Source organism: Shewanella sp. HL-SH5 (assembly GCF_051163755.1).
In the GTDB taxonomy this organism is placed as follows: domain Bacteria; phylum Pseudomonadota; class Gammaproteobacteria; order Enterobacterales; family Shewanellaceae; genus Shewanella; species Shewanella glacialimarina.
In genome coordinates this window covers 75,984-102,500 of record NZ_CP195038.1, presented here as the reverse complement: position 1 = coordinate 102,500, position 26,517 = coordinate 75,984, and the positions used below count along the sequence as shown (strand labels likewise).

Annotated in this window: 20 protein-coding genes and 1 pseudogene (1 of these 21 cut by a window edge); 5 read left to right on the top strand and 16 right to left on the bottom strand. The window is 43.9% G+C overall.

The genetic code is table 11. The features are described from left to right. Nucleotides 1-613 carry the 5' portion of a glutamate racemase gene (gene murI / locus ACRWQM_RS00425; protein ID WP_434930887.1) on the bottom strand. The gene continues 161 nt to the left of window position 1, outside the view, so 613 of the gene's 774 nt are visible here — the first part of the coding sequence; the start codon lies at nt 611-613; its stop codon lies off the left edge, out of view. An 85-nt stretch (nt 614-698) separates the two neighbouring features. On the opposite strand from murI, the gene trmA reads away from it, so the two are divergent. Further along, nucleotides 699-1,796 (top strand): tRNA (uridine(54)-C5)-methyltransferase TrmA, encoded by a 1,098-nt coding sequence (gene trmA / locus ACRWQM_RS00420; protein WP_434930886.1) that lies wholly within the window; start codon nt 699-701, stop codon nt 1,794-1,796. A gap of 74 nt (nt 1,797-1,870) precedes the next feature. Here trmA and fabR read toward each other — a convergent pair whose 3' ends face one another. Beyond that, nucleotides 1,871-2,488 (bottom strand): HTH-type transcriptional repressor FabR, encoded by a 618-nt coding sequence (fabR, locus tag ACRWQM_RS00415; protein WP_434927571.1) that lies wholly within the window; start codon nt 2,486-2,488, stop codon nt 1,871-1,873. A 166-nt stretch (nt 2,489-2,654) separates the two neighbouring features. Between fabR and ACRWQM_RS00410 the strand changes: the two genes are divergently transcribed. From ACRWQM_RS00410 to mnmH, 3 genes are all read left to right on the top strand, one after another. Next, a complete protein-coding gene (locus ACRWQM_RS00410; RefSeq protein WP_434927572.1) occupies nt 2,655-3,761 on the top strand; it encodes an acyl-CoA desaturase in 1,107 nt (368 codons plus the stop codon). Nucleotides 3,762-3,993: 232 nt separating this feature from the next. Beyond that, complete coding sequence (selD, locus tag ACRWQM_RS00405) at nt 3,994-5,055, top strand: selenide, water dikinase SelD (RefSeq protein ID WP_434930885.1); 1,062 nt, start codon at nt 3,994-3,996, stop codon at nt 5,053-5,055. After that, nucleotides 5,048-6,148 carry a tRNA 2-selenouridine(34) synthase MnmH gene (gene mnmH / locus ACRWQM_RS00400; RefSeq protein WP_434927574.1) on the top strand — a complete coding sequence of 367 codons (1,101 nt, stop codon included), beginning with the start codon at nt 5,048-5,050 and terminating at the stop codon, nt 6,146-6,148. Before selD ends, mnmH begins: the two co-directional genes overlap by 8 nt. A 65-nt stretch (nt 6,149-6,213) precedes the next feature. On the opposite strand, the gene ACRWQM_RS00395 is transcribed toward mnmH, so the two are convergent. From ACRWQM_RS00395 to ACRWQM_RS00370, 6 genes and pseudogenes are all read right to left on the bottom strand, one after another. Beyond that, nucleotides 6,214-7,518, bottom strand: a complete 1,305-nt coding sequence (locus ACRWQM_RS00395) for a hypothetical protein (protein WP_434927575.1) — start codon at nt 7,516-7,518, stop codon at nt 6,214-6,216. A gap of 104 nt (nt 7,519-7,622) precedes the next feature. Next, nucleotides 7,623-8,439: pseudogene (cysQ, locus tag ACRWQM_RS00390) on the bottom strand (3'(2'),5'-bisphosphate nucleotidase CysQ). Between the two features lie 157 nt (nt 8,440-8,596). After that, a complete protein-coding gene (nudE, locus tag ACRWQM_RS00385) occupies nt 8,597-9,145 on the bottom strand; it encodes an ADP compounds hydrolase NudE (protein WP_434930884.1) in 549 nt (182 codons plus the stop codon). Nucleotides 9,146-9,341: 196 nt separating this feature from the next. Further along, nucleotides 9,342-18,317, bottom strand: a complete 8,976-nt coding sequence (locus ACRWQM_RS00380) for a fibronectin type III domain-containing protein (RefSeq protein WP_434930883.1) — start codon at nt 18,315-18,317, stop codon at nt 9,342-9,344. Between the two features lie 104 nt (nt 18,318-18,421). Beyond that, nucleotides 18,422-18,988 carry a phage tail protein gene (locus ACRWQM_RS00375; protein ID WP_434930882.1) on the bottom strand — a complete coding sequence of 189 codons (567 nt, stop codon included), beginning with the start codon at nt 18,986-18,988 and terminating at the stop codon, nt 18,422-18,424. A 250-nt stretch (nt 18,989-19,238) separates the two neighbouring features. Beyond that, nucleotides 19,239-19,733 (bottom strand): GNAT family N-acetyltransferase, encoded by a 495-nt coding sequence (locus ACRWQM_RS00370; protein ID WP_434930881.1) that lies wholly within the window; start codon nt 19,731-19,733, stop codon nt 19,239-19,241. 358 nt (nt 19,734-20,091) lie between these two features. On the opposite strand from ACRWQM_RS00370, the gene yrfG reads away from it, so the two are divergent. After that, nucleotides 20,092-20,766, top strand: coding sequence for a GMP/IMP nucleotidase (yrfG, locus tag ACRWQM_RS00365; protein ID WP_434930880.1), 675 nt, complete (start codon nt 20,092-20,094; stop codon nt 20,764-20,766). Nucleotides 20,767-20,877: 111 nt separating this feature from the next. On the opposite strand, the gene ACRWQM_RS00360 is transcribed toward yrfG, so the two are convergent. From ACRWQM_RS00360 to gspG, 8 genes are read right to left on the bottom strand one after another with little or no spacing between them, the layout of a single operon-like run. Continuing rightward, a complete protein-coding gene (locus ACRWQM_RS00360; protein WP_226412458.1) occupies nt 20,878-21,639 on the bottom strand; it encodes a type II secretion system protein N in 762 nt (253 codons plus the stop codon). Between the two features lie 9 nt (nt 21,640-21,648). Continuing rightward, on the bottom strand, nt 21,649-22,125 hold the full coding sequence (locus ACRWQM_RS00355) for a type II secretion system protein M (RefSeq protein WP_434930879.1): 477 nt from the start codon (nt 22,123-22,125) through the stop codon (nt 21,649-21,651). A gap of 1 nt (nt 22,126) precedes the next feature. Further along, a complete protein-coding gene (gene gspL, locus ACRWQM_RS00350; RefSeq protein ID WP_434930878.1) occupies nt 22,127-23,344 on the bottom strand; it encodes a type II secretion system protein GspL in 1,218 nt (405 codons plus the stop codon). Between the two features lie 48 nt (nt 23,345-23,392). Further along, a complete protein-coding gene (gspK, locus tag ACRWQM_RS00345; protein WP_434930877.1) occupies nt 23,393-24,382 on the bottom strand; it encodes a type II secretion system minor pseudopilin GspK in 990 nt (329 codons plus the stop codon). Then, nucleotides 24,382-25,152, bottom strand: coding sequence for a type II secretion system minor pseudopilin GspJ (gene gspJ, locus ACRWQM_RS00340; RefSeq protein WP_434930876.1), 771 nt, complete (start codon nt 25,150-25,152; stop codon nt 24,382-24,384). Before gspJ ends, gspK begins: the two co-directional genes overlap by 1 nt. Next, nucleotides 25,133-25,501 carry a type II secretion system minor pseudopilin GspI gene (gene gspI, locus ACRWQM_RS00335; RefSeq protein WP_434930875.1) on the bottom strand — a complete coding sequence of 123 codons (369 nt, stop codon included), beginning with the start codon at nt 25,499-25,501 and terminating at the stop codon, nt 25,133-25,135. Before gspI ends, gspJ begins: the two co-directional genes overlap by 20 nt. Further along, complete coding sequence (gene gspH / locus ACRWQM_RS00330; RefSeq protein ID WP_434930874.1) at nt 25,488-26,066, bottom strand: type II secretion system minor pseudopilin GspH; 579 nt, start codon at nt 26,064-26,066, stop codon at nt 25,488-25,490. Before gspH ends, gspI begins: the two co-directional genes overlap by 14 nt. A 3-nt stretch (nt 26,067-26,069) precedes the next feature. Further along, complete coding sequence (gene gspG / locus ACRWQM_RS00325) at nt 26,070-26,504, bottom strand: type II secretion system major pseudopilin GspG (protein WP_226412444.1); 435 nt, start codon at nt 26,502-26,504, stop codon at nt 26,070-26,072. Between the last annotated feature and the right edge of the window lie 13 nt (nt 26,505-26,517).

The window sequence follows — 26,517 nt, the reverse complement described above, 5'->3', positions numbered from 1 at the left end:
CTAATAATTTGACATGATTACCCAGTATCTGGTTAATTTCGGCTGCGATAATAGGAAAATGTGTACAGCCTAATACCAGCACATCAATATCAGCATCTTTAATAGGTTGCAGTATTAAGGCCAATTCTATTAGGTCTATGATTTCACCTGCGACATATTTCTCTGCCATCATAACCAATTCTGATGACCCGAATAATTCTACTTTGCAGTCATCGGCAAATTCATTGATCAGTTCTTGGGTATAGTCGCGCTTTACTGTGCCTGGTGTGGCAAGTAATCCAATATGCTTTTTAGCAGATAATGCGGCGGCGGGTTTAATGGCAGGTACAACACCAACAACAGGAATAGATAAACTCGCCCTTAACCTTGGCAATACTAAAGTGCTAGCGGTATTACATGCAACAACCACAATAGCAGCATTGATTTGATGCACCTGTTGCAGAATTAACTCAACACACCCTTCAATTAAATCTTCTTCTGATAAGTTGCCATAGGGCAAGCGGGCGTTATCAAATAAATAATGATAATCCCTATTTGGCAGTAACTTGCGGATTTCTGATAGTACTGATAAACCACCTATTCCTGAGTCGAATACTAAAATTGGCTCTGACAAAGTGGTCTCCTATTTTATATACATTGGATATCGACGCTATTTGTTATAAAATTTGCGCCCTTTTTTATTGCCTTTGGTGGAGAAAATGAATTTAGCAGCCATGGACCCAAATAACTATGCTACGCAACTTGAACAAAAGCGTAACAAGCTTGAACAAGCCTTTGCTGATTTTACCCCACCAGCATTAGAAGTGTTCGCTTCTGAACCTGCTAATTATCGGATGCGCGCCGAATTTAGAATGTGGCATGAAGGCGAAGACTTATATTACTACATGTTTGACAAAGCGCTGAATGCTAAAGTGCGCTGTGATCAATATTTACCAGCGGGTACTTTGATCAATCAAATGATGGCCGCCTTAATTGAAGAACTAAAACCAAGCCCTTCTTTGCGATATCGTTTATTTCAGATCGACTTCCTGTCTACTTTAAGCGGTGAGATTTTAGTATCTTTGTTATATCACCGTCAATTAGATGATCAATGGCTTGAAGATGCTAAGGCACTGAAGGCTAAACTCGCCAAACAATTTAATGTTAATTTAATTGGCCGAGCTAGGAAGCAAAAAATCGATTTAGATAAAGATTTTGTCACTGAAAAACTGAATGTGAACGGTAAGATGCTTGAGTATAAGCAGATTGAAAATAGCTTTACCCAGCCTAATGCTAACGTGTCAGTTAAAATGCTTGAGTGGGCAATAAACGCTACCCAAAATAGCCAGGGTGATTTACTTGAACTCTATTGCGGCAATGGCAATTTCACAATTGCATTGGCGCAAAATTTTTCACGCGTACTGGCTACTGAGCTAGCTAAACCATCAGTTGATGCTGCGCAATATAATATTGAAATTAATAAAGTCGATAACGTGCAGATTATTCGCATGTCTGCAGAAGACTTTAGTGATGCGATGACCAAAAAACGTAGCTTTAGACGCTTAGAAGGTATCGATTTGGACAGCTATGATTGCAATACTATATTTGTAGACCCACCAAGAGCCGGTATTGATGACGAAACATTAAAGTTGGTTCAAGGCTATGAGCGTATTTTATATATATCGTGTAACCCAATTACGTTAAAAGATAACTTAACGGTACTAGGCGTTACCCATAAAATTACCCGCTTTGCATTATTTGATCAGTTCCCATATACCGACCATATGGAATCGGGTGTGCTACTTGAGCGCAAGTAACGCAGCTTTATCAATATGAATAAAAAGGGCAGAGAGTTAATCTGCCCTTTTTATTAAAGTATATAACTGAATTATCAGCTGCGGTTGTCCATTTTTTGTTGTAATGCTTCAGCACCTGTCGCCACCATTCGTAAATGCAACACCAGTTGATCAGCCAGCGATTTTCGCTCACTTCGCTTTAGGTCTAATGCGCTAGCACCCGCATTGAACACTAAAGTCACCAAAGCCTCGGCTTGAGCTCGTGCAAGTGTTGGGTGTCTATTTGCGTGTGCTTCGGTGTAATGGGCTAGTTCAGAAATAAAGTGTTCAACCTCACGCTCAACTGCTGCGCGAAAAGCCGCTGATGTTCCTGAACGTTCATGTAATAGAATTCGGAACACATTGGGGTTTGATTCCATGACTTCCATAAAAGTGTCAACTGAAATACGAATAACACTCCCACCCGCTTCAGCACGTTGACGACCTTTACGCATCATTTGCCTAAGCGTTAATCCGCCCTCATCAACCATAGTCAGGCCAAGCTCATTCATATCTTTAAAATGACGATAAAAAGATGTCGGTGCGATGCCGGCTTCTCGAGCAACTTCACGTAAGCTTAAACTAGAAAAACTGCGCTCAGCACTTAATTGATTAAACGCTGCATCCACTAATGCACGGCGGGTTTTCTCTTTTTGTTGTGCTCTTACACCCATTTAAAAAATCGCTCAGTCAAGATTAATTAACAGATAATACCCCTTTTATCGTATAAACACAGCCCTATTGAGCTTGACCCAAAACAGATCACAGGATAAATTAGCTTACATATGTACGCTCAATTAGTTTAGACTCATATTTAAAAGTTAGCAGGAAAGCGATTAGATGAAAAAACCTCCTATTATTTGGCTTAACACCTTGTTGTTCGCTATTACCTTTATTGGTGCTGTGGTATTAGTGCCTTGGCGTGGTATAGCGCACGGTTTTGATGGTGTAGAATGGCTTGCCTTCATTGTTTTAGCCTATGCCAGTGGCTTGTCTATCACCGCTGGTTACCATCGTCTTTGGTCCCATAAGGCCTACAAAGCGCATCCGGCAATGCGAGTATTATTTGCATTAGGTGGCGCATTAGCATTACAAAATAGTGCTATACACTGGTGTAGTGATCACCGTGTACATCATAAACATGTCGATAATAACGACAAAGACCCCTATTCAGCTAAGCTGGGCTTTTGGTACAGCCATATAGGTTGGATGTTACGTGAATATCAAGCGAGTCGTTATAGTGATTACAATAACGTCCGCGATTTGCAAAATGACCCGATTCTTGTGTGGCAACACAAACACTATTTAGCATTGGTTATTTTAATGAATATCGGCTTACCCGCTTTGTTGGGCTGGTTAAATGGTGACATAGTGTCGATGGTATTAATGGCTGGCTTGCTACGATTAGTGGTAGTACACCATTGTACTTTCTTCATTAATTCACTTGCCCATATTTGGGGTAAACAGCCGTACACAAACAAAAACACCGCTCGCGACAATGCTTTTTTAGCCTTGCTGACATACGGTGAGGGTTACCATAACTTCCACCATATTTTTGAAAATGATTACCGTAATGGTATTAAATGGTGGGATTACGATCCAACCAAGTGGTTAATAAAAACGATGGACTGGGTTGGACTAGCCTCCGACTTACGTAAAGTACCACAAGAGCGTATTGAAGCGGCCAAACTGAAAATGCAACTGCAACGTGTGCAGTACAAGGTGGCCCATTTACCTAATTGTGATGAAATAATTGATACCTTCCAAGCTGAATATGAACTTATGAAGCAGCATTTGATGGAATACTATCAAGCCAAAAAAGCGTTGATTGAAGCTAAGCGAAAGCAATTAGTTGATACCCACTTAAAAGAACAGGTTCAAGAACTTCGCGAACGCTTTCTTGAGCAGCAGCGACAATGGAAAAGCCTGACGGCTGCTTATGCGTAGTTTTAGTCTGAATTCTAGCGGCCAATTAACAGCCGCTTTACAGTGACATTAATGCCGCGCCCTTTAAGGGCGCGGCATTTTTATTAGCCTGTTGACTGTGTCTAAAGACGTTATAGCCATTTCAAAAACTAATTCAAATGCGCTTTTTCTATTTAATGCTACCCAAGTACCAGATTATCTTTCACAATGAATCTATAACAGACCTTCACTTCCTTAGATTAAGTTATTCATTATGAAGTCCAATTATCAAGACATTCGCTTAACCGAATACAGCCACGGAGCCGGGTGCGGCTGTAAAATATCCCCCCAAGTACTCAGTACTATACTGTCATCACAATTACCGCTATTCACTGACCCTAATATCCTGGTCGGTAATGACACGCGTGATGATGCTGCGGTATACAAACTCAATGATGATATTGGGATTATTAGTACTACTGACTTCTTTATGCCTATCGTCGACGACCCTTTTACCTTTGGTCGTATTGCAGCGACGAATGCAATAAGTGATATTTATGCCATGGGCGGAACCCCTATAATGGCGATAGCTATTTTAGGCTGGCCAGTAAACAAACTGCCTGCAGAAGTGGCTCAACAAGTCATAGATGGCGGACGCCAGGCCTGTAAAGATGCCGGCATTATGTTAGCGGGAGGGCACAGTATTGATGCACCAGAACCTATTTTTGGTTTAGCAGTGACAGGCCAGGTACAACTCAATGATTTAAAGCAAAACAGCACGGCTAAATCTGATGACAAGCTGTATCTGACCAAACCTATTGGTATTGGTGTACTGACAACGGCTCAAAAACAAAAAAAGCTTAAACCCGAGCATAATCATATTGCGATTGATGCTATGTGTCAGCTGAATAAAGTTGGCCAAGATATCGCTAAAATAAAAGGCGTCAATGCCTTAACAGATGTGACTGGGTTTGGTTTAGCAGGTCATTTAATCGAACTCTGCCAAGGGGCTAATCTCACTGCGACACTTAACTTTAATGCCATTCCTAGATTAGCAGAAGTCGATAACTATATTGCCCAAGGTTGTATTCCAGGAGGAACAAGTCGTAACTATCAAAGTTATGCACCGCATTTACCATCATTGACCGATTACCAGCAGGCAATATTATGTGATCCTCAAACCAGTGGTGGTTTATTGATAGCAGTAAATGAATCGGCGCTGGCAGAGTTACACAAAGTATTAGCTGAGCATCAAATTGCCCTACATTGTATTGGGACATTGAGTAGCAATGCATTGAACACACCTGAACAACTAGTGGCTTTACTCAATGAGTAATACCATTGCCGCCAGTGAATACGGTCGATTGTTACTAGAAAAGCGACCTCTGATTGACGTTCGCGCGCCAATTGAATTCAATAAAGGTGCTTTTCCCGAGTCAGTTAATTTACCTTTGATGAATGATAGAGAGCGTCAACTAGTGGGTACCTGTTATAAACAGGAGGGGCAACAAGCCGCCATTACCCTAGGCCATCAATTGGTCAGCGGTGATATTAAGCAAAGCCGAATTGATGCCTGGTGCGAACAAGTACACCAACATAATCATAGTTATTTATATTGTTTTCGAGGCGGCCTTCGCTCTCAACTTAGCCAACAATGGCTGCAACATGTAGGTATTGATATTCCCTATGTTTATGGGGGATACAAGGCACTACGTAGCTTTCTGATTAGTACTATTGAACAAGCTGAATCAAATCACCATTTTTTGATTTTAAGCGGCAGTACCGGTAGTGGTAAAACTGAGTTTATTCATCAGCGTAAAGAAACCATCGACCTAGAAGGCCTGGCTAATCATCGCGGATCAAGTTTTGGTAAACAAATAAGCTCACAACCTAGCCAAATTAATTTTGAAAATAATCTAGGGGTCGCGTTACTTAAATATCAACAGGTCAAGTCATCATCCAAATTGCTGTTAGAAGATGAGAGCTTCTTAATTGGCCGTACCGCTATTCCGCAGCCATTTTTTAAAGCCATGCAGCAAGCGCCAATTGTATTACTTGAAGAAGCATTTAATGCCCGAGTCGATAGACTTCATGGTGAATATGTCAGTAATATGCACCAACAATATTGCACTCTATTCGGAGAGGTTGAGGGGTTTAACGCGTTTGCAGTGTATTTAGTCGACAGTATTAGCAAAATCCGTAAACGCTTAGGCGGAAAACAACATGACGAGTTACAAGGACTTATTCAACAAGCATTAAAGCAGCAGCAAAATCAGCATAATCTTGATGGTCATTACGCCTGGATAAGCCAGTTACTCAGCAAATACTATGACCCCATGTATCAATACCAACTGGATAAAAAACTCACTAAGGTGATTTTTAAAGGTAATGCCACTGAAGTGCACCAATGGTTGGATGAGCAAAAATAGACGCAAATAAAAAATGCCTGATGATTCAGGCATTTTTACTTACAAAGCACTGTTGATTTACGCTATTAAAGATTAAGGTTTATATCAATTAATTGATAAGTATACTTATCAAAAAAACTTGAACGGATTGCTGAATTTTCACGGGTTTTTTCCGCTCGCTGTTGACGAAACGCTTGGTACTGGCTGGGGGAATGGTTTTGATAACCATAAATAGATACCGTTATTCGCGGTTGCGTAAGCTGCTCAAAGCGCGACTCGATATTCGCCGGTAAACTCAACTCAGGCATAACGCCATTTAACGGAGCCTCTACACTCCAACGAGCCGTACCGTATTCGTACAAATTAACGGCTAAAAGTGTGTTGCCTAATCCTATATTGGTAAAGTTATAACTAGAGGTACCACCATTGAGCATTCCCTCCAAAATAGTTTGTGTTTCCGCTAACATTTCATATTGATTCAGCGGTATATGTAAGTCCTGTTGTGACATAGCATTAGTCACTTTCTTACGGATACCTGACTGATACGATACATCACCAAATTCATTGCCCCCCAATGACTCAAACATACTTACAGAAACAAAGTTATTCTCTAAAAGCGCCGGAAAAACCTGAGGCTCATTTTGCCACGCTAACCAATTAACCCGGCCAGACTCAGTTTCTGAAAACGTAGTGTATCTAACATTGCCTGGGTCATAAGGGTTAACAATCACACTGAGTAATGCACCTTCATTCTTAGCGTTGTCGAACTGGCTACTTGACACAGTGAAAGGTTGGCTAGAGTCATGTCCATTGACATCTAATATAGCAGAGTAAGCAATAACTCCTGATTGTTGCGGCATTAAGGTCACGTGAACTGGCGCAAATTTGCCATCATTCTTACATAATAATCTTGAGGTATTTTCGCTTCGTTCAAATAACGCGGTATAACCTGAATACACTGCATTAACATCACTGAGGTCAAAATTAAATGTTTCACATTCACATTGCGCATCTAAGCTATTTTGCCAGAAAGTGCGAACACCTAAATCACCTCCAGTAATCTCAGTATCGGTATTAACCAGCATTTCACCATCGATATCGACGGCTATACTGATGTGCTTAGCATCTGCAGGCCATAGAATATCGACTTTACCGCTGGAAGGACTTTTCGACTGACTTAAGATACTGCCATCTTGACGATGGACAATAATATCGGCACCCGCTAAGGGTTGGGTAAAGCTACACTGAGATGCTTCTGACAATAAATCGACAGTTAATCGTTTACTTGGCGATATACTTATATCGCCACCGCCATCACTGCCGCCACAAGCAGAAAGCATCATAATCACTGATGCGGAAAACGCACTGGTTAATATTCTGTTCTGTTTCATTTAATTTTCTAATTCCTTGAATAATTTTCACAATAACATTGCGGCTACATTATTCAGGATTATAAAAATAACACAATATGGATTTAATAATATGCTAAGGCCAGTTACTCAGCATTAAGTAACATGACATTCCATGGAAGATTTTTCGGTACCTACGACAATAAAATTTGGATTCTCTAGTGTATCTCGCTCATTGTAAGTCATTGGGTGCAAGTGGATATCAACCAAGGCTCCACCCGCTTCTTCGACAATAATTTGTGCAGCACCTGTATCCCACTCACCTGTTGGGCCCAAACGGATATAACAATCTGCCTGGCCTTCAGCAACTAAGCAACTTTTCAATGCTGCGCCACCTAACACCACTAACTCGCAGTCTTTGGGATGGCTAAATAATTTAAGTACCTTTTGGGGGTCTTGTCGGCGGCTAACCGCTATTCGCAGATGATTTTGCTCTGATAGCGCTAATTGAGTGCTAGTAATACGTACTTCACCTTCGGGGCTACGTTTATAGGCACCTAACCCTGCAATAGCGTAATAACATACGTCGGTCATTGGCACATAAACAATTCCCATGATGGGACGATTATGTTCAACAAGGGCAATAATCACCGAGAAATCACCACTACCAGCAATAAATTCACCAGTACCATCAAGCGGATCGACTAACCAATACTTTGACCAGCTTTGTCTGACAGACAAAGGAATATCAGCATCTTCTTCACTGAGAATAGGAATGTCCGGTGTCAATTTAGCAAGACGTGAACAAATGATGTCATGGGCGGCCAAGTCGGCAGACGTTACAGGGGTATTATCAGATTTTATCTCTCGTTTAAAATCACCTGACTGGTAGATTTTACGAATAGCATTCCCTGCTTCGATAGCAATTTCAATTGCTTGTTCGATGATGGCTTCAGGCTTCATTACAACTCCAGTTGCTGGAAATAAGCATGTATTACTGATTAAAACTAACTTTAGCTAATTTTAGCCAAAGTGCGAGGATAATACTTTACTGGGTAAGTGAATGGCACTTACCTCTGTATGACTCATACGGCGAAACAAGCAGTTATTTAGCTAGAAATTACTTCGCTAAAAACTGTTTAGCTAAAAAAAGTGCGCTTACACTTCGAGATTCAGAAAAGTCGGGGTTATCTAACAATGCTTGCCAATCATCTAGTGCCCAAGGCACCACAATAATCGGTTCAGGTTCATCACCTTCAAGTTCACTGGCATACAATTGTTCAGCAACAAAAATATGCATCTTGCTAGAGAAGTACCCCGGTGCCAGTGACAACGTTTTTAGATGGGTTAATTTTTTACTGGCAAAACCTATTTCTTCTTGTAATTCACGATTAGCAGCCTCAATAGCCTCTTCACTAGGATCAATAAGCCCTTTAGGAAAACCTAATTCGTAATTATCCGTTCCGGCGGCATACTCTTTTGCCAGTAACAACTGACCTTGATGAATAGGCACAACCATTACAGCGCCACGGCTTCCGCCCTTCATTCGCTCATACTGGCGCTCAACACCATTGGAAAACTTAAGATGAACTTGCTCAATTTGAAATAGCCGACTTTTAGCGACAATTTCTGTGTGCAAGATTTCCGGCTTACTATGCCGCTGTGTCATTGCAACCCCGTGTGACGAATGAAATAAGACAAGCGACAATATTACTACCCTAAGCGTAATCTACAACCGGAATTTACAGTCTTCTTAAAACAAGTTTCTATGTTTTAGTCATTAAAGATGATTCATAGCGCTACTTTTGGGATTCTGACTCAATAAAAAAGGAGCTAATTAGCTCCTTTTTCACTTCTACAACCCTTTAAAAATGATAACGTAAACTGAGCTGGCCAGTTAAAATATCATTTGGCTCAATATCAACATATTGGTACCCCAGCCCTAAAGACCAGGATTCGGTCATTTGGTAATGAAATTGCATTCCAATATACCAATCAGTACCACTAAGCTCGGTCATTATACGGTTATTATTCATCTGGCTGGCAATATCGGCATTCCATCTAAATAAACCGACCGGTATCTCAAATCGCCAATCCTGATGCTCAATTAAAGTAAAACGCAGCCCTAGGGTTATACCATCAGCCAGTATCGGCGTAACCGATTTCAATGCCTGGTGATAATTCTGCGGGCTTAAGGTGTTGCCTTTAAGTTGTGCAGTGCCGCTACCAAAGTCAGAATAACCTAACTCAACAGCAAGAAAATTGTTCCATTGATAACCCGCACTCAACCCCAATGCAGTATCGCTATCATCAACATCAGTGACTTCAGTATCGTTTGGATATTGCCAATTTTGTATCTTGCTATCAGCATACGCTTGTCCAACAAACCCATCTAGATACCAGCTGTTGGCTTCTGCTGCATTAGCTTGCGCTGTCACACCAATCAATAACACGCTGCTGATTGCTACCGCCAGCCATTTACCTCGACGCACTAAACCACCAAAAGCAAGTAGCACCAATCCGTACAAGGATAAGCTACCACCACCGGATTGATTATCGATAACAACTTCTTGATAAGCTTTAATGGTCACTAACACCTGCCCTGAGGCTTCGCCGCCAGCACCATCACTTATCAAATAGCTCAGTGTATCCACCCCTTCAAACCCCTGTTTAGGTGTATAACGAAGCTGGTTAGATTCTATCGATACAGCCCCTTGTAATGCTGTACCACTGACTAACGTTAAGCTGTCACCATCGATATCACTGTCGTTACTTAATACATTTAACAGCAAGCTGGTTCTATCATCCGTATTAGCTGTGTCATCGATTGTGGTGGGTGCACTATTAGCCCTCACGGATACCGTAAGTTGACTAGTTGATGTGCCACCTTGTCCATCTGAAATACTGTAGGACAGTACGTCTATGCCAATGAAGTCAACATCAGGAGTGTAACTGATTTGCTGGTTGGCTAAAATCACCGCATCACCAAAATCGCTGGTCACATTCTGCACGCTCAAGGTATCACCATCGATATCGGTATCATTTGCCAGCACATCTATATCAATACTTTGGTTCAATGATAAAGACGCACTATCTGCATTTGCCACTGGTAAGTGATTATTGTTAAGCATCACAGCAACCCCGCCCGGGTCTGAAACCGCGCTATTGACAAGACCATCATCATCGTTAGGGCCGCCATCTTCTATGGTTAACTGCACACAATGGTAGCCTTCAATTAAGCCGGGCTGCCATTCTGCAGCGCCTGGTGGCGGACAATAACCGGCAGAGCCCTGACTAGAGTGGATTGAATTGTTGGCATTCTCCACAAAGCTCACCCATCTTCCGCGCATAAACTTACGATACACACCGCTTGCCGGTATGGGTTGTATTTGCGGAATAACGATACTAACAGTCATGCCTGGTGTTGGGAGATCGTCGATTACAAAATCAAACAAGCCACCTGCTGGAATAAATGCTATTGGATCAGGGATTAAGTTATCGTCTGGTATCTGAAGACCTTGAGCACCATTAATTAGCGCCGCATTACCTAAGTGCAAACACACACCCGGCTCACTTTCTGCAAGGAAGGTCTGTTGCGAACTAACCTTTTCTTGCAGCACGTTACACTCATTAATCCCATCCAGGTAATCAGCAATACCATCACCATCGGTATCAGCAAAGCCTTCTTGATTATCTGGGATTAAATCACCATCGCTGTCACTTCCTGTTAGTACGGGTAAGCTGTCTTTCACCAATAAGGTTAATTGCACCTCAGTCGATAATTGCGGCGTACCATCATCGGTCACTACCAAGCTAATAGGATAAATACCCGCATCAAGCGTACTAGGGTCAAAGTAACTGCCATCGGCATCACTTTCTAACACCAACACACCTGTTGACCAGACCTCTGTAAGGCTATTTTGCAAATTCACATCTTGGCTTTTCGCCTGAATGTACACCTTTCCGTCTTGCTTACTCACTTGAGTCCGTGGCTCATTTGACTGGGTAACCACGATACTCGCTGTCGGCGCAATGTTAGCTTCAGTAATCAATAAGCGAGTTTCACGCTGACTGCTGAGGTTCAGGCTTGGATCTAAGCTGATTAGCAGCTCTTCATCCGCTTCCGTTATCCCATCATCGAACACATTGACGCTAAAGCTTGCGCTTAAACCAGAGGTTACCTCAAACACACCATCGACTAAATCATGATCATTGCCATCACTACTGCCAGACACGGTATAAGGAATGCTGACAGGATACTGCGGCGATGGACCATTTAAGAACACGCTGAAATGTGCTTCATTACCCTCGCTGACCACTTGGTTACGGCTAATGGAAATAAGCGGTTTCACTGTCACTTTTTGCGCTTTAATCGAACTGCGACCCTGGCTATCTGTAGCTTGCCAGTAGGCAACATGTTCACCTGGCGAAAACAGCTGCTTGGTGTTTACCAGGGATACCGCAAGTTTCTTGCCTGCTTTATCAACCGCTGTGGCAACACCTAGCTTAAGCTTAGTAAATAGCCCTGTCGCGTTAGCGGTAATGTCAGCAGGCACAGTAATCACAGGCGCATCAGCTGAGCTTTCACCTGTGATAAGCAATTGTACTTTTGCATTATTGCGACCTTTATGGCCATCGGAAATGCTATAACGCAGTGCCACTGGACCAACAAAACCCGCTGGAGCTTGGTATTTAAGCTGTGCAGCTACAATTAGCACGCTGCCGACATCGGCAGCAGCGCCATCTATGGTTAAGGTATCTCCATCAACATCTGTATCGTTGTCCAATACTGCTAAGGTATAGCTATTATCCGTCGACAGGCTTTGACTATAACTATCATCCACCGCTTTAGGCTCGTCGTTAACAGGTGTGACTATGATACTAATAACACCAGGAGTCGAACTCAACTCTGCATCTTTAGCAATAAAGCGCACACTGTCTTCACCATTAAAGTCTACATTTGGCGTGTATAACCACACTGACCCATGCTTATCTAATGTACCCGATGTTGGCTGAGTCACTACCTCAAAACTAACTGGATCATCGTCCTCATCAACAGCTGTAAAGTTAATTGACACAAAGGCATCTTCCTCTAGGGTGACCGTTGCATCATCAGCCACTGGTGCGATGTTGGTCGCATTCACTATTAGAGTAAATGTTTGAGTGGCAAATAAACCTGCTGCATCAGTCACTTTCAACCCAATGGCGTGGCTACCCACATCATCTCGATTGGGTACGCCACTTAACACTGCCGTTACTGGATTAAAGCTTAACCAAGCAGGTAACGATGAAGCACTAAACGTAAGAATGTCGCCAACACTATCTACCGCTGTCAATGTATAAACATAACTCGCTCTCTGATCAGTACTTAATAGTGGAGTAGAACTAATTACAGGAGCACCATTTGGCGTCACGCTATTTGAACTGGCTGACGCGGCACTTGTGCCTGTTGCATTTGTTGCCGTTACACTAAAGCTGTACGAGGTGCCGTTGGTCAGTCCTGCTACTGTTAACGGTGAGGCCGTTCCCGTAACCGTTAATCCGCCGGGACTAGAGGTCACTGTGTAACCGCTAATGACGCTGCCTCCATCACTCGCTGGGGCAGTAAAGCTTACACTCGCACTGCTATCTCCTGCTGTGGCGTTTACTGCTGTTGGCACGCTTGCAACCACACCATTCACAGCAAAACTCTGACTCACTTGAGCCGCTGCTAAATAGGCACTGTTACCTGCCTGATTAACATTAATTGTACAGATGCCGGGGGTGACAAAGCTCAATGCTCCGACACTGGTGATAGTACACACGCCGGTGGTGGATGAGGTAAAGGTCGGCGTTAAGCTTGAGCTGGCACTCGCCGTTAAGGTTGGGCTTGTGCCTATATTTTGCGCCCCAGGATTGGCGAACGTTATCGTTTGCGACCCTATAGGCGTCACGCTGTTCGATGCGCTTGAGCTACCACTGACACCCGCACTGTTTGTGGCTGCCACACTAAAGGTGTAAGCCGTACCATTAGTAAGGCCAGCAACCGTTAAGGGTGAAGCTGCGCCGCTGGCAGTCAAACCACCAGGGCTAGAGGTCACGGTATAAGCGCCAATCGCTGCGCCACCAGTATTAGTAGGTGCACTAAAAATCACACTCGCTTGAGCATCACCCGCTGTCGCAGTGCCTATAGTAGGCGCGCCTGCAACCACCGCTGTGACAGAGAAACTCTGACTCACTTGGGCTGCCGGTAAGTAAGCACTGTTACCCGCTTCATCAGCGTTAATGGTACAAGTACCCGTGGTGACAAAGCTCAAGGCTCCGACACTGGTGATGTTACACACACCCGTTGTGGATGAGCTAAAGGTTGGCGTTAAGCTTGAACTAGCTGTAGCACTTAGCGTTGGCGTGGAGCCAAAGCTTTGGCTACCAGGATTGGCAAAGGTTATCGTTTGCGACCCTATCGGCGTCACGCTATTCGATGCACTTGAGCTACCACTGACACCCGCACTGTTTGTGGCTGCCACACTAAAGGTGTAAGCCGTACCATTAGTGAGGCCAGTAACCGTTAAGGGTGAAGCTGCGCCGCTGGCAGTCAAACCACCGGGGCTGGAAGTCACGGTATAGGCCGTAATCGCTGCGCCACCAGTATTAGTAGGTGCACTAAAAATCACACTCGCTTGAGCATCACCCGCTGTCGCAGTGCCAATTGTTGGCGCGTCTGCAACCACCGCAGTGACTGAGAAACTCTGACTCACCTGGGCTGCCGGTAAATAGGCACTGTTACCCGCTTCATCGGCGTTAATGGTACAAGTGCCGGTGGTGACAAAGCTCAAAGCTCCGACACTGGTGATAGTACACACACCGGTGGTGGATGAGCTAAAGAGTGGCGTTAAGCTTGAGCTGGCTGTAGCACTGAGCGTTGGCGTGGTGCCAAAGCTTTGGCTACCAGGATTGGCAAAGGTTATCGTTTGCGCTGCAATCGGCGTCACGCTGTTCGATGCGCTTGAGGCCGAGCCAGTGCCCGCGGAATTTGTTGCCGTAACGCTAAAGCTATACGCGGTGCCGTTGGTCAGGCCAGTAACCGTTAAGGGTGAAGCTGCGCCGCTGGCAGTCAAACCACCGGGGCTGGAAGTCACGGTATAGGCCGTAATCGCTGCGCCACCAGTATTAGTAGGTGCACTAAAAATCACACTCGCTTGAGCATCACCCGCTGTCGCAGTGCCAATTGTTGGCGCGTCTGCAACCACCGCAGTGACTGAGAAACTCTGACTCACCTGGGCTGCCGGTAAATAGGCACTGTTACCCGCTTCATCGGCGTTAATGGTACAAGTGCCGGTGGTGACAAAGCTCAAGGCTCCGACACTGGTGATAGTACACACACCGGTGGTGGATGAGCTAAAGAGTGGCGTTAAGCTTGAGCTGGCTGTAGCACTGAGCGTTGGCGTGGTGCCAAAGCTTTGGCTACCAGGATTGGCAAAGGTAATGGTTTGCGCTGCAATCGGCGTCACGCTGTTGGATGCGCTTGAGGCTGAGCCTGTGCCCGCGGAGTTAGTTGCAGTAACGCTAAAACTATACGCTGTGCCGTTGGTCAGGCCTGCAACCGTTAAGGGTGAAGCTGCGCCACTGGCTGTCAAACCGCCAGGGCTTGAGGTGACGGTATAGCTAGTAATCGCTGCGCCGCCAGTATTAGTTGGTGCACTAAAGCTCACCGATGCTTGTGCATCGCCCGCTGTGGCTGTGCCTATAGTTGGCGCGCCTGCAACCACGGCAGTGACAGAGAAACTCTGACTCACCTGGGCTGCTGGTAAATAGGCACTGTTACCCGCTTCATCGGCGTTAATGGTACAAGTGCCTGTAGTGACAAAGCTCAAGGCCCCGACACTGGTGATAGTACACACACCGGTTGTGGATGAGCTAAAGAGTGGCGTTAAGCTTGAGCTGGCGCTGGCCGTTAGGGTCGGCGTGGTGCCAAAGCTTTGGCTACCAGGATTGGCAAAGGTAATGGTTTGCGCTGCAATCGGCGTCACGCTGTTGGATGCGCTTGAGGCTGAGCCTGTGCCCGCGGAGTTAGTTGCAGTAACGCTAAAACTATACGCTGTGCCGTTGGTCAGGCCTGCAACCGTTAAGGGTGAAGCTGCGCCACTGGCTGTCAAACCGCCAGGGCTTGAGGTGACGGTGTAGCTAGTAATCGCTGCGCCGCCAGTATTAGTTGGTGCACTAAAGCTCACCGATGCCTGCGCATCACCCGCCGTTGCTGTGCCTATAGTTGGCGCGCCTGCAACCACGGCAGTGACAGAGAAACTCTGACTCACCTGGGCTGCTGGTAAATAGGCACTGTTACCCGCTTCATCGGCGTTAATGGTACAAGTGCCTGTAGTGACAAAGCTCAAGGCCCCGACACTGGTGATAGTACACACACCGGTTGTGGATGAGCTAAAGAGTGGCGTTAAGCTTGAGCTGGCGCTGGCCGTTAGGGTCGGCGTGGTGCCAAAGCTTTGGCTACCAGGATTGGCAAAGGTAATGGTTTGCGCTGCAATCGGCGTCACGCTGTTCGATGCGCTTGAGGCTGAGCCTGTGCCCGCGGAATTTGTTGCAGTAACACTAAAGCTATACGCTGTGCCGTTGGTCAGGCCTGCGACCGTTAAGGGCGATGTCGCGCCGCTGGCCGTCAAACCACCCGGGCTAGCCGTCGCTGTGTAACCGGTAATTGCTGAGCCACCATTGGATCCTGGGGCACTAAAAGTCACTGAAACTTGGGTATCGCCCGCTGTAGCCGTGCCTATTGTTGGCGCGCCTGGGATAGTCAGTACATTGCTGGCCGTAATACCATTGCCAGTTAAATCAGCGACATTAATTGCTGCATCGGCACCCGCGGCCCAATTATCGGCAGCGGCAAGGTTATAAGTTGTTGCATCATTTGCGCTGGAACCATTTTTATTTAATAGTACGTTGACTCCGCTTTTATCCGTAGCACTCAAGGTGAACGTAAAACTGGTAGCGGAAGTGACTTCGACATTAGCGGTATCGGTAAGGCTATAAGTCCCACCCGCCTCGCCAGTGAAGGTGAATTTGTTGGCGACCACGTCATTAGTAGCACCTTGTGAACTTAAATAGCTACTGCCTGTTACCACCAACACACCGCTGGTATAATCATAGGCCGCACTGGTTATAGTAGGTACAGCCACATTACTGACGCTAATGTTATTTCCTGAAGAGTCTTCAACATTGAGGGCAGGATCAGCACCAGCAGCCCAATCATCTGCAGCATCGAGATAGTAAGTGGATATATCGCTAGATACTCCCCCATTTTTATTGGCAATTAAATTATAAGCCGCTTTGTCTGTGGCACTTAAGGTGAACGAAAAACTGGTATTGGATGTTATCTCTACATTGCTGGTATTGGTTAATGTATAGCTAGCTCCTCCTTCACCGTATAAGGTAAATTTATTGGCTATCATGTCATTGGCAACACTAGCACGTTGACTAAAACCTGATCCTGTCACTGTCAGCACACCGCTACTGGCATCATAAGTCGCATTGGTAATTGTCGGTAACGCAACATTCGATACTGTCACGCCATTTGAGGCATCTGCAATATTCCCGCCGGTGATCTCACTGTTCCAGTCATCAGCCACGGCCAGATTATAGGTAGTAGCACTAGTGGAGCTGGTGCCATTTTTGTTGAAAATGGTCTCGACAATCCCGTAGTCGGTCGAATTTAAAGTGACTGAAAATGATGTGCCACTGGTGGCCTCGACATCGGCAGATGTGAGCGTATAGGTAGTCCCACCTTCACCGACAAAAGTGAGCATGCTGACATTGATATCGTTACTCGCACCCAGTATGCCGACCATATTAGTGCCTGTAGCAGTAAGCACATGAGTGCTGCTATTGTAGGTGGCAGAGGTAATAGTGGGCGCGCTAACATTGCTGACAGTTATGCCATTACTGGTAAGGTCTGCTGGGGCTGAGGCGGTGGGATCCCAGTTGGTCGCCGCGGCTAAGTTGTAGGTAGTTGCATCAACCGATGACGTACCATTTTTGTTCAGCAGTCCATTAATCGCTAATTTGTCGGCGGCATTTAAGGTCACAGAAAAGGCAGTTGAGCTGCTGGCGGTCGCATTGGGACTGGTCAAGGTATAGGTGCCGCCATTGCGGCCAGTTAACGTCAGCTGAGTGACATCGATAGTGTCACTGGTGGTCATATTGGCAGCCGTGACCGCCAATGCCCCAGTCAAGGCATTATAGGTAGCGCTGGTAATAGTGGGAGCAGGTACAACCTTGGGGCTAAAATCCACATCATCTATATCTATATCAAGATCAGACCCACTGATACGAACCTCGTCAATATTTTCCCAGCTGGAATTACCCGAAACACTAAAGGTGCCAAAAAAAGTACCGCCAAGATTAAAAGTTGTACTTATTTGCTCAACATTGTCTTTATAGCCTTTGATCGTAAGATTAGTTGTTGAGCCCAACCCAGTTGAGACCGCAAAACTATTTAGCTTAAACTCATCGCCATCACTGGTTTTAAAACTAACAATTGTTGATGTATTGCCTCCTGTAGACCTATATCCGAGTGCATGGTCTCCTCCAGTCGCAAGATCTCCATTATTGACAATCAAAATATTTATAGAATCATTATTGGTATAGGTAATTCCCGCTATCGTCACCGAATTACTGCCCTGATCAGCAACCGGTAGGCCGTCATAATTTTGATCGACAGGAACCGCTGCCCAAGCAGGTTGTATCATGGTCAAGAACAAAATACTTACACATAATCTGAGCCAAGCAACACAATATTTTTTAGTACAAGTACCAAGGATGTGAATGGTATTGGCAAGCATATTTTTAAGCATAATATTCTCTTTTTATAATAGGTAGATGCACTTACTGGATAACAATTTTCACTTAACAACAAGGCGCTCCAACTAGGAACGCTTATCGAACATACATAACAAGGTTAATTACGAGATGGAAACAGACCTTCCAGGGCAATAATGAAATTAGTGCCTATATTTGGATTGCGCAAAGAGACTGGTGCCCCACTACCCAAGGATGCTGTATTACCGGTTGCACTGAAAGGCCTTAAGGTGACATCGGCAACATCCTTTGAATAAAGCGTACCAGGGCGGCCACCTGCGGCGATGGAGCCTAATACAGTTGAATCAGCCGGCTTAGATATCATATCCACACCTGCAGCTGACGCGGGTATTGCAACACTGACTGTTACCGTCAAAGGTCTATCGGGTAATTGATCCACACTTAAGTGAACCGATTCCTGACCGGCTAATACTCCTTGTTTAACTGGGGTTAAGCCTGGCCCCGCTCCCATACCAACAGGGCTGCGGCCACGTAAATCAGGAAGGCCGAAGCTAACCGTACCATTCCCACCATAGGTGGTACCTAGAAGTGAAAACAGGGCTTGGTTTGATGCTATGTCTAATAGTTGACCAGCACAAAACGCCCAACCTTGGGGAGCAAAATTCCCCGCAAACATACGGATTTCACCAATAAATGGTTCTGACATGTTTTCTCTCCTTAGATTATTTACGATTAAGTCTATTTAATCTTGCTTGTTTTAAACGTCAGGACTTGTGATATTTTAAGCACAAAACGCGTTACCTAAATTTATCGCTAATAAGCCCTTTGCGCTTTACTGCGTATCACCTAAAAACAATTACAATGATCCAAACGATACAAGTGTAGTAAACAAAACGACACTGCAAGGGTATATGCATAAAAAAAGATACATTGGTACTATATTTAAATAATGTCATTTATGTGCGGTATTGCCACTGCATGCTTTCATGAGTATCCGTAACACCTTGTATAGTAAAACCTTGCTGATAATAAAGTGCTTTCGCTCTTAGATTATCTATCGCTACAGACAAGTAAATAGGGACTTGACGCCCCTTGGCATCTTGCTTAAGCGCGTCTAACACTGCGGTGCCAACGCCTTTGCTACGGGTGTCAGGCGCTATCACCAAATCGACAAGCCACAAATATTCTGGCTTAACCTCTAAGGTCAGCTTGCCAATTACCTGAGCTTGGCGGCACAGGATATAATCCATTACCTTGGGGAATTGATTTTTGTAGGACATTTGTTGAAGTTGATATTGCTGCTGCAGTAGCATATCAACTGTAACTTGGGGTAATCCAAGTTGATAGAAATCGCTACGGGTAGAATAAAATAGCTGCGCCATAATAAATACGTCATCATCACTGGCTGGGCGCACATTGATATTCAATAGTGGGTTTAGCTGACTTAACATTAGTACTCCAAAAATAAGACATAGTTAGCAACTGAAGGTAGCTAACATACTTAACTTGCTGCTCTGCTGCACAATGTCAAAACATCTTGAAAATAGTGTTTATTAACATAAGGTCACCCTGCATTTTTAAGTAAGGTCCGAATTTAACTCCGAACTGTTATCACTATATGCTGTTAAATTTGTTAAATTTGTTAAATTTGTTAAATTTGTTAAATTGCGTTGAATCACATTAGCAAAGATAATGAATTTATACCCTTATCAAAGTGACGCTTAAACATTCAGCACACTTATTGAGGCTAGTATATAAAGGAAGAATGACAAGTGATGGCTAAAATTTTTGTCTGCAAAGGATTTATTGATGTTTAACTGGAATAATATAGATACAGTGTTACTCGACATGGACGGCACCTTGCTGGATTTACACTTTGATAACCATTTTTGGCTTACTTTAGTGCCACAGCAATTAAGCCAACAAAGACAAATTAGCCTTGATGCGGCCAAGCAATTAGTCGAAAACGCTTACCACAAAGTGACTGGCACATTAGATTGGTATTGTTTAGATTATTGGCAGCAGCAGCTTGAGCTTGATATTCTCACTCTGCATTATTCACTTGTTGAACGCATTCAAATGCGTCAAGACAGCATGCCTTTTCTTATGGCATTGGGTGCTATGAATAAAAAACGTATCTTATTCACCAATGCCCACCCTAAAAGTTTAGCGTTAAAACTTGAGCATACTGAACTGGCACAGGGTTTAGATGCCATGTTATCAAGTCATGAAACGGGTTACCCTAAAGAGCATCCGCAGTTCTGGTTGACGGCGATTGAAAAATATCAGCTAGATCCCACCAGATGTTTATTTATTGATGACAGTGAACCGATTTTAGCCGCATCGAAAAAGGCGGGCATAGGGTTTCAGCTAGGCATAAAAAATCCTGACAGCCAAAAAGGCCATAAGCTATTTAATGATTTTCCGGCAATTGATGATTACCATCATTTATTAGATGACTTACTTGCAGGCCAACATCTATAACGCTAGCCCAAGGTAGTAATGGCGCAATTGTCCATAACCTCACTGATGAAAAAAAGGGCGCAAATGCGCCCTTTCATAATCAATACTAAAACGCTCAGCACTCGCTGACGCTTATAAACCCGGGATAGCACCTTGATAGTTAATCGGATAATATCCTTGGCTATCTTGTCTACCCAAAAATGCTAAAGCTTCGGTTAAATCTTTTGGCTGAGCCGCTGTAGGTTTTATTTTAGCACTGACTTTAACCAAGTTATTTTCAGCCAAAGTAATAGTGCCCACCAAACCTAATTGATTCAATTGCTCGTCGGTAGTTAATTGCACTTGACCATCAAGACAGTTCAGACCTAAAGCAATATTACCCAATGGGTATTCGCCAAATTGATTAATGACATGGGTACTGTTTAAAAACAACTTACCTTTAAGCTGTTCACACCAGGGTAGCCCCTGCTCGAGCTTCTCTACCATTAAGCTGATGTCGCCATTTAGTTGCGCTCTAAACGGCAAGCGTGCTCCCGCAACAATAAAACTATTGGGCGCATCAAAGCGTAAATTTTCAACCTGCAAACCGGAAAAAGAGTAACTGATACTGCCTTTACTGCTGACAGCCGTTGCCCGCGTACCGATTTTAAAATCAATATCTGCACGGCCAATAAACAATGCCCACGGACTCAACTGCCAACTCACCTGTTCTAATTGGCGTTGATCGATACGCACCAGATCGGCTTTACCATCCCATAAAGTACCGTCCACACCCGCAAACTGAATATTATTCGGTAATGGCGCTACGCTCACTAACAGACTGGCAGGTAAATATACAATCAAAAAAATCAAATACACCACTACAGCAATGCCAATTTTGACAAATAATTTCACAAACATTCCTTACTGAGACAACTGAATACGTCTGACATTAACAAAACCCGCCGTATCTGAATCTGATAAATCGACGCTATCTAACGTTAAACCTTTTTGATCAACCAAATTATGTAAATAGTCTAACAGCGAGTCAAATGGCACTTCGTCCATCCACAGTTGAATTTTATTATCCTGCGGCTGCATTCGGGTTATTTCTAAATTATATTGGCTGGCGGTTTGGTTCACAATCGAGCTTAAACTGCCGCTAGCTTGAACTTTCGCTCCGGCTTTTTCAAGGCCAGCTATCTTATTGGCTGTTTGCTTCACATAATTTAAGTTTTGCAACTCAGCATTATAATTACGCTCGGCTGTTTGTTGAGCATTTGAAATAGGCGACCATACTCCCCAATACAAAATACCAATCACCACAAACACACTACAAAAACCGACTAATTGTTGCTCTCGATGCACTAAGCCTTGCCACCAAATACGCAAATTATCCATCTTATTTGCTCCTCAAGGTTAGTGTGCTGGTAACACTGTCTTCATTACTGTTCATTGCACCGCCATCGAGCTGGAAGTCTTTGCTGACAATCTCTTTAAATTTATCTAATTGGGCATAATTGTCAGCAACAACCTGCATCCTTAATTCATTACGGTTTGCATCAAAACGCAATGAGGTGGGTTTAAGTTGAGGTACACTGGAAAATGCGGGCTTCAACCCATCTAACATTTCAAAAAATGCCACTCCACCACCTTGACCTTGCATACTGCGCAACTGGCTATTGATTTGGGAGCGAATATCCACAATACGATTAATGCTTGGCGCTACAGACTTAAATATCGCCTCACTTTGAATTTTCATTGCCGCTGTCTGATGATTTAATTGAGAAATCGCCAAACCTTTATTAACTAGCGCCAATACCAAAACAGCTACCATCATAATCGCAGCATTACGCCATAACATAAGGTGTTTGCTGTATTCTCGTTTTGGCTTATATGCACCTGATAATAGGTTAACCGGGGCATTCAAAATGCCTTTGGCCAATACCATCATAGGGAGCTCAAGCGGCTTAGGTGACAGCGTTATATGGTTATCGTTAAAGGTTATTCCTTCACTATAACAAGCAACATCAATGCTCTGCTCGATAGCGGCACTTTTTTGCGCCTCTGCGACTAACTTTGGCAATGCTAAGTCAGTCCAGGCCTTAGGCAAACTTACACCAGCACCTTCGCCTGTTCGCAATAAATACTCATCACCAAAGCTCATAATAGCCCAACGACATTGCTCAAGGGGTAAGGCTAAGCAATCTGGTACAATGCGTTTTGCTTTTAAACCTGCATCCATTAACCATGTTAGCCATAATTGCATTTGTTGATGCTCAACCGCGACCACATTAACATTGTCACCATGACGGGTTCCTACCACAAAATGCATGTTATCTACATCACTGGCAATGGACTCTTCCAGCATAAATGGCAACGCCTTAAGCGCTTGACGTTGGCCTTTTTCAGGTACCGCTATTTTGGTTAACGTCATGCTTGCTGCTGGCACTAACACATCAACAGGTCGATTACCCACACGAGCTGTTAAGCTGTTAAGACTGAGCGCATCGGGTAATTCGCCTGAAGCAATGATTTCTTGCTCCTGCTCAGACCACACTAACCATGAACATGGGTGTTCTGCTGTTTTACCTAATCGGATAAATAGCCTTTCAGACACTGTTATTCTCCACCAATCTCTTACCGCATAATGCGGTTGAGTTTGTTATTATTGTTGGCCACCGTATTGGCGAGTGATGACATCTAAATTATTGCCACTGCGCTTTAATACACTGTCCATTCTGAATATTGCATTATCTACTTTGGCACCTGAGTGCAGTAAAAAGTAATCACTCGTAATCACAAAACTTGAACGAAGAGTCGCTTCAGATTTTATCCCTCTTACAGAGGAGTTATCCCAAAAATCTTCTATTTTTTCAAAACCATCTGCAGGTCGCTGGTTAATAATATTTTCGGCATCGGCAATAGAAATCTGATTATCCAACATGCCTACCATTAACGCCGCTTGTTCAACTTCAATCGTATTCACATTGAGCAATTGGCGATCATCACCGGGTATCGCACAAATATAGGGTAATAGTGTTACATATATATCTTGGGTAAAGCCCAGCACTGCACGAAGCTCACTACGATGCTGCATTAATGTATTCGCTGCACGATACGGTACTTTTCGAGACTCATATTCGGCATCTTCTGCACCAAATGGACCCGATAAAGTATCTTCATCAATATAATCTTTTAGGGTATGCGTTAAACGCTCTGCACCAAACTCATCCATGCCTAGGGCAATTAATAACCCTTGAAATTGCTTAGCCGCCAAGGTTAATTTTGGCTGCCCATTTTCAACTTCTTTTGACTCAAGCCCTACGGCATTCAAGTTGAAACAGGCACGCATATCTTGTATTTCACCGGCAATTTGGCCGTCTTCAACAGGAAAAATCACGTCGGCTAATGCCCAATATTGCTGGCGATGAACGATATTACCGTCGGCATCTTCAAAGTCTTGCTTGAGCACTTTCATTGCCAACTCTTCGCCGGACAGGGCATACCAATAAGCCTGATCATATTGCGCTAAATTAAGTGTACGACGCATTGAGAGCTGGTTGCGACTGGTGATGTTAGTGGCAATTGTGACTACCACAGCAACAATTAAAATCACCACTATCATGGCTACGCCCTGCTGCTTATGACGCCCCATCAACCTCGTCCACCATCATTACCATTGCCGACATTACGGCCATTATCATCAGTTCCATCACCATTATTCGTACCATCGTCAACTTTATCTTTGTCTGACTCATTATTACCGTTTGATCCATTATTAGAATCATTTTTGTCGCTAGGTTTGGGTGCTGATGCACCTTTGGGCAATAAAAACTGGCGTTGAATTTTTCCTAAGCCCTCAATTTCTAAGTTAATCGCAATCCCTTTTGGCATGGTGGTGCCATCGGTTTTTCGCTCCCATTTATCATTAATATAAAATGAATATTCTATTGATAATACATTTTCAATAATAAGTGTTTTTAATGGCTCTGCACCACTTTCAGGCTCTGGGTAAGGATAATACCAACGCTCTAAGCGACCACCTTGCACAACATAGGCAACCGACTGGATACTGCCTCGGGGTAAAATACCATCAGGGTTTAACCAACCTAACCGATAAAACACCAATGCTTCAGTTTCTGACTCAAGTAGGTTGTCACCACTTTGAAAATAACTGTTACTGCGTTCACCATCTAAGCCGCGAAATGTACGCGCAACTATTTGACCCAAATCTCGCTCAATTGCGCCAAAACCTTGTTGTAACGCTTTTAAACGAACGGAGAAAGCCTTGGTCACTTCATCGTTTTTCATTACGGTCGACAACACTGAGTTTGCTGCAAGGCCAATCATCGCAAAAATAGCGATAGCAATAAGCATCTCAAGTAAGGTAAAACCTTTATGGCCTTTAACCGCGGTTGTGAACATAACTACTCACTTGTGCCACTATGCGGGTATAACGCTGATCTTTACTCACACTGACTCGGATCATTCTGAAATTATCATCGGTGGTTTTTATCACTTCTTGACGCCAATACCACTCTTCACCGGCCAGCTCTACTTGGCCATCTTTTGAACCAATGTCGGGAAACTTATCCGGCAAGCGCGCCTCAACCATTTGATTACTGGCAACCCATTGCCCTAAGGTTCGCTCTTCTAAAATGGGCATGTTAGCCATTTGCTCGCCTAAACTTTTTGTGACTGACACAGCTGCAATAGAAAATACTGCTAAGGCGACAATCACTTCTAGTAAGGTCATGCCTTTAGAGTTCTTCATCAAAACGCCCTATCGATAATCGCCCTAATGCATCACCCACAACTAATACATCAATAGGTTGTCGGTTTTCATCGTTTATTGAAAAGTTCAGCTCAAATGGGGTCATCTCACCGCTTGGAAACAACAGAATTTGAGGTTCAGGATTTTTCTTTTTATCTTCAGCACTGGGCTCGTCAATAAAGGGCTCATCAAACCAAGAGTCTTGTTGCTCATCCTCTTGGTCAAGAGGCATACCATCTAACACTACATTAAGCGTCATTCCTGGCGCTAAATCATGAACAGATAACAGCTTATCTTGCTCTATGGGTTCCCATTTAGCATCTTTATAATACACAAATTGATATGCGCTTTCGTCAACCACTATGCCAATGAATTGGCCACTTAACACGGTTTCATCGAGTACTAATTCTACTGCAGCCATGAAGCGTTGAGCTTGCTTTTTTAACTCTTGCTCAGGCCCAGCACTGCCCATTGATAGGGTAACAGCCGCAGCGGCTAGCCCCATCAATAATGCAACAAGCAAGACTTCTAGTAGCGTAAAACCAGATTGACGATATTTATGCATGGTTTATTGGAAATCTTGTAAATTCCAGTTACCGATATCATCTTCAGTACCTGGTTGACCATCTGGACCTGCGCTAAAGATATCTAACTTGCCATTTTCACCTGGGCTTAATAATAAATATTCGTTGCGCCATGGGTCCTGTGGCAAACGTTTTACATAGCCATCATCACGGTAGTTACGTGGCTCTGGCGATGATGACGGTTTTTGAACCAATGCATCTAAACCTTGATCTGTGGTTGGATAAACACTGTTATCTAGCTTATACATGTCTAATGCGTTTTCGAGTGCAACGATGTCAGATACCGCTTTTTGCTGATCAGCTTTATCCTTGTTACCCATTAAGTTTGGAACAACCATTGAGGCTAAAATACCTAGAATAACGATAACAACCATGACCTCAAGTAAGGTAAAACCACGTTGTTTGGTTTGCTTTTGCATTGAATACTTCCTC